Origin of the sequence: Shewanella septentrionalis, from assembly GCF_025370265.1 — a bacterium.
Lineage (GTDB): Bacteria > Pseudomonadota > Gammaproteobacteria > Enterobacterales > Shewanellaceae > Shewanella > Shewanella hafniensis.
Genome location: NZ_JAMTCC010000085.1, coordinates 1 through 4,904, shown reverse-complemented (window position 1 = coordinate 4,904; position 4,904 = coordinate 1). Strand labels below are relative to the sequence as shown.

The 4,904-nt window shown below is 43.0% G+C and carries 7 protein-coding genes and 1 pseudogene; all 8 read right to left on the bottom strand.

Annotation, left to right across the window (positions count from 1 at the left end; all coding sequences use genetic code 11):
- Positions 1 to 27 precede the first annotated feature (27 nt).
- Positions 28 to 252 (bottom strand): type II toxin-antitoxin system RelB family antitoxin, encoded by a 225-nt coding sequence (relB, locus tag NE536_RS22380; RefSeq protein WP_261274064.1) that lies wholly within the window; start codon positions 250 to 252, stop codon positions 28 to 30.
- 310 nt (positions 253 to 562) lie between these two features.
- Entirely contained in the window at positions 563 to 1,045 is a 483-nt protein-coding gene (locus tag NE536_RS23025; RefSeq protein WP_425347545.1) for an MbeB family mobilization protein, read from the bottom strand.
- A gap of 301 nt (positions 1,046 to 1,346) precedes the next feature.
- Positions 1,347 to 1,613, bottom strand: a pseudogene (locus tag NE536_RS23020) (relaxase/mobilization nuclease domain-containing protein); the annotation flags it as partial.
- A 109-nt stretch (positions 1,614 to 1,722) separates the two neighbouring features.
- Positions 1,723 to 2,049: a MobC family plasmid mobilization relaxosome protein gene (locus tag NE536_RS22370; protein ID WP_261274062.1), complete on the bottom strand. Its 327-nt coding sequence runs from the start codon at positions 2,047 to 2,049 to the stop codon at positions 1,723 to 1,725.
- Positions 2,049 to 2,315, bottom strand: a complete 267-nt coding sequence (locus NE536_RS22365; protein WP_261274061.1) for a hypothetical protein — start codon at positions 2,313 to 2,315, stop codon at positions 2,049 to 2,051. Before NE536_RS22365 ends, NE536_RS22370 begins: the two co-directional genes overlap by 1 nt.
- Positions 2,316 to 2,834: 519 nt before the next feature.
- Positions 2,835 to 3,764: a replication initiation protein gene (locus tag NE536_RS22360; RefSeq protein ID WP_261274060.1), complete on the bottom strand. Its 930-nt coding sequence runs from the start codon at positions 3,762 to 3,764 to the stop codon at positions 2,835 to 2,837.
- A 226-nt stretch (positions 3,765 to 3,990) separates the two neighbouring features.
- Positions 3,991 to 4,680 carry a hypothetical protein gene (locus tag NE536_RS22355; RefSeq protein ID WP_261274059.1) on the bottom strand — a complete coding sequence of 230 codons (690 nt, stop codon included), beginning with the start codon at positions 4,678 to 4,680 and terminating at the stop codon, positions 3,991 to 3,993.
- Positions 4,681 to 4,684: 4 nt separating this feature from the next.
- The coding region (locus NE536_RS22350) for a type II toxin-antitoxin system RelE family toxin (protein ID WP_261274058.1) at positions 4,685 to 4,904 on the bottom strand (220 nt) is incomplete at its 5' end.

Below are 4,904 nucleotides of genomic sequence, written 5' to 3'. Positions count from 1 at the left end.
AGTGATTTTAGCGCTCGCTCTGAGTAATCAATTTTCCAAGCCAAGAGACACCCTCACATCTTCGCTACTGTAGGTTTTTTCAGATCCTTTACGAATATCAGAAACAATCTGAGCCGCAAGATAGTAATCCTCCAGATCCTCTAAATGAGTCAATATTGCTTCTCTTGCGTAAAAGGTTTTTGTTCTACCGGTTTGATTTGCCAAAGCAGCTAAGCGGGTTTCAATATCATCAGGTAACCGTATTGCCAACATAATTAAATCCTCTATTGATATACACGTATATCATAACTCTTTTATCGACTTAATCCACGATCATTTTTTCGGCTATGCTGCATGGCTATCTGGTTAGCAATTCCATTAATCTGCTCAGTTGCGATTCTAAGCCGTTCACCTGCTGCGCCAAGCTCTTCACCTGCGTTTTGAGTTCTTGATTCTCTGCTGACGTAGTTGTGAACATTTGCTGCAAAGCCTTGTAGCTGTTCGACAATCCCGCCTGCTGCTGCTCTTGCTGCTTCTGATATTCTGTTACAGATTTTAGTAACTGTGACTCTAATTCCGTCATTTACTTTTTCTCCAATTTGATTGCGCTTTGCTTGCCCACCGTCCAATTGAGGTCTGCTTTCCAGCCGTTCGGTAGCAGAATGAAACGCTCGCCTTCTTTGCTCGTGTGTGTCGCTATCCCGAACGTTTGATTCTGTAACGCTTTCAAGGTCTGATTTTGTTGCTCTATCGTGGCTAGGTTCTCGGCTATCTGGTTGCCCTGATACCAGAGGACGCCCTGAATCGAGATTAGAGCGATGATTATTGTCAGGAGCAAGTAAGCCCATGTGCTGAGCGCCGTTAGCCTCATGGTTGAGGCCTGAGAGCGCAATTCCTGCGTCAAGGCGTGGATATCTGCGCTGATTATGATCTGAGAGCCTTTTAATTCCTTCTGCAAGCTCTTGGTGTGCTCGTTGAATTCGTTGCTCAGTCGCTGCTTCGTAAGCTTTAGCTGCTCGTTCGATTGCTGCTCCAGTTTCTTCGTTAAATTTAAAATCTCGTTCATAAATAGCCCCTTTGAGCCGTATGTTTTTGCCGCCATCAGGATCAGCAATTGATATTGAATTTTTGGTTTCTCTGGCGACCGTAAAACCCGCATCAGATAGCGTTTTAACCACGTCTGCGCGATTAGTGATTAACCCGTTCGCCATGACCGTCATTAGGCTGCTTGTAATCGTTTCAGCGGCAATTTTTCGGTTTTCAGGTAGGTTACGAGGCGTGACAAGTGAACGGTGGTTTAACGGGTTGTCTGGGTCGGTTAATTTGTATTGGTGATTGGTGATATTCTTCCAATTATTCACTCTTTTTAAATCGCGCTTGTGATACCACGGCTGCAAGCGTTTACCGCTCTGTAGCTCGATATTCGGCACAACAAAGTTAAGTTCCAAGCGGTCTTTGTCTCGATGCTCAACCCACATACAAGCGTATTGATCTGCATCCAGGCCTGGGAACATCATTTTTTCAAAATCTGACATGATTTTGTCTTTAGATTCACGGTCTAAATCGGGTTCAGAAAAAGACAAAACGCCACTGGTATATTTTTTTGCATACGGGCTAGCATCGATGATGGCCATGATAGCCTCAGGATCACCTCTATCGAGCGTTGCACCCTCTCTTTGGCGGTCTTTACCCATTAGGTAATCAATCGGGCCACTACCGACGCCTGAGCCACGCGCATGGAATTTAACAATCATTTGAATGCCCCTTTTTGATTTCAGCTAAGTGTCTTTCAATGCTCACAAGCTCAGTAATGACGCGACTTTTGTCGATACTGCTCCACTGGCTGCGGTTAACGGCTCTGGCTATCTGGTTTAAATTGTTTCCGATACCGGTTAATTGACGTTGTAGCTCTGGGCTGACCGTGGGAAGCGGAGCAGTTCGCTTAGCAGGAACGCCTAAGCATGTCTCACGAATCCACTCTGCAAGACGCAGTTTTGTCGAGCGTTCGACTAGCGTGTCGTATTCCGCATCAGTGCAACGGATCTTAATAACTCGTTCGCGCTTTTCCATTACTTAGCCGCCTGAAATACGGCCTCTGTAAGCCTTTCAATCACTGATTTATCAAGGTTTAGACTTGGATCTGGATGACCAATCAAGCGCTTTAGCGTGTTGATGTCATCACGGTTAAAAGTAACTGTTACTGTTATCGCTGATTTTCGAGCACGATAAGCGGCCTGCTTTTCGGCTGCGGTCATTGCGCGGCCTGTTGATGGACGGCCACGTTTTGGTTTTTGAGGGATAAAATCCACAGTCCGATCATCTAATTTGTCTTTCATTCTGTGCATCCTTTGGAGTAACAGTTACGATAAAGGTTAAGGTTTAGATTGTGCTTTTAGGGGGTTTCGGGGGGATTTATCACCCCTGAACCAGACACACACAGGAAACAAACGAACGAAGTGAGAGAGTGCCCTGTGTGTATGCTGGCTTATAGCACTAAATACAGTATAAATCGGTCATCATTATTTAGCAAGGATAAGGTAACAGTTACTTTATTTGATATATATTTAGGCGGAAATACGGACGGGAAAACTAACGCGCTTTGCTTGTTTGCTGACTAGTCTCATGTCGCAGGCAAGCTGCTCAATCGCTAGTCCAGCAAGAACGAATGATTTTCTATTTTCTTGATATGTATTTTGGGAATACTGTTTAAGTAACAGTGAAGATAAAAGGGGCTATTATCTGATATGGCTTGTTTTCGCGATCGCTATTTTGGGGATTTCTAGTGGGGCAAAAGCAGCCCGAAAAGAAAAAGATCGGGCTATTATCTGATATGGCTTATCGGATCACTAATTTTCTTACTTTGAAGTCCATCGGCTGATAGTTGCGGAACCAATGCCAAGATCGTCGCTGATCATCCTGTTTGAATAGCCCTGAGTCTGCATAAGAAGTACTTTGGGGAGTAATTCAGCCTTACTGCCACTTTGCGTTGGCCTCTTGGATCTTCTGCCGCCCTTAGCGCCCTGTCTGGCTTGCCATGCACTAAAACCTTCGGCGCTGAAGTTCTTATGTGTAAATTTGGCAATGGATTTGGCCGTTGCTTTGACTTCGGAATATGGTAACGGTGACGTAAATTCTTTGTTGTTATATGCCTCAGCACGAGTTAAAACGGCTTCAAGCCAGCGTTCGTATTCTGGATAGCCTTGCCTAATGGACTTAAACGCCCATTTTGAGAGATAATCGAATAGATTGCAGTTACGGCCTAGTCCATTGCCTGAAAGTCGCTTAGAGCCGCTGTAGGCGCTTAAATCGAGATAGTCCGCTAACCAATCCAAAGTGTATGGATTTGGCTCCCACGTAGAAACGAGCCAGTGTGGATTCAGCGGGTTTTTGCAGATAAGGCCAGTGTATCCCTCATCTGCTCCTAATTTCGCTCTTAGAGCTGCTTCTACGGCTGCTGCATAGCGTAAAGCCTTGCTGCTACCATCAGGAGCTGTTCTTACGGGAATTTCCAAGCCGTAAATCAGATGCGCGTGGCCGTTGTCGCGATTAGTTGCGACAATGTTTGGAGCCGGTGCGCCCAAATTATCCCAGCACATCGTGGCATCAAAACGATCGACATCGAACACTAGCCAATATTTATGAGTTGGTCCATTGTGCTGTATGTGTCTGTATTTTTTGGCTTTTTTTGATGAAATGATTTTTAAGCCATGAGATAAATCATCGCTGTAATAGGGTTTTTGGGGTAGCAGTTGTTCGAAAAGGCTTAATTGATGCGCGGCATTCAAAAATCACTTCTCAAATGGCGGTTATTAGGTTGATATGTATGATCCATGTGTTATTATTCCTCTTAGGATTTATTCCTGAACCCTGACTCACATCTCTTCCGCCAAGTAGATAATGTGATTCGGGGTTTTTGTTTTTATGACAATAGATTACAGTATTTAAACCTATTTGACACACCATTATTTATACGCAAAATAGCCAACAAGTAGATCCGATTATTTTATAGTTCTATAATTTTTGTGCGGTGTAAAAATTTCCATTTCCGCTCCAAAACTCAAGACTTTTTTCGGGGGTAATGAGGAAATATTCTCCTCTTTCTTTGTCACCCTGATCTTGAAGCTTTAATCCTTGTTCTGTTTCAGACCATTCATATGGTTCATTTGATGAAGAGCCGTCTCCAAAGATCTTTTGAATATAAAACTGGTCCAATTCTTTATAGATCGTCATCTTGTATTCATAACCCCAGTTAACCATCCACGATCCTATCATTTCACCTTCTGGTTCTTTGCTTTCCTTAATTTTTTTATAGGTAGATAAGCTTTCCCCTAAAATTTTAACTTCAAGGTTAGGGTTGTAATGCGTGGTTGCCCAATATGCTTGATTCTCGTGGTCACCTACTATCCTGTATCCTATAAATGTCCGTTGCACATCTATGCTGGACTGGGAATGAATTTTTTCAGCTAGTGCATATAAAGTTTCTTCATTAGTTCGTGATGGTAACGATATTTCTACTGAGCGTTTATAAGGTGCTGTTATTATATCTTCTGTTATTGTGTAATCAGGAAGTTCAATTGATATATCCAAGGTGTTAGGTGGAATCACCGTGTTTTCTGGTTTTTTGTGTTCTAAAAGTGAAGTAGAATTATCTGAGCAGGCAGACAAGTAAATAACCAAAACAAATGCGAATATTTTTCTCATATTATTAATAAACCTCTTTCCTATGGCCTATCAGCGCAGCCAAAATAACTAACTTGCCATCTTGAATGTCACAAAGCACTCGATAGTCACCTACTCGATAACGCCAAAAAACACCCAAATCACCCTTCAAGGGCTTTCCTGACGCTCTCGGATCTTCCAATATCGCTATGCGCTGTTCCAAGAAATCCAGAATGCGTTTAGCGTTCTGCTTATCCATTTTTTTT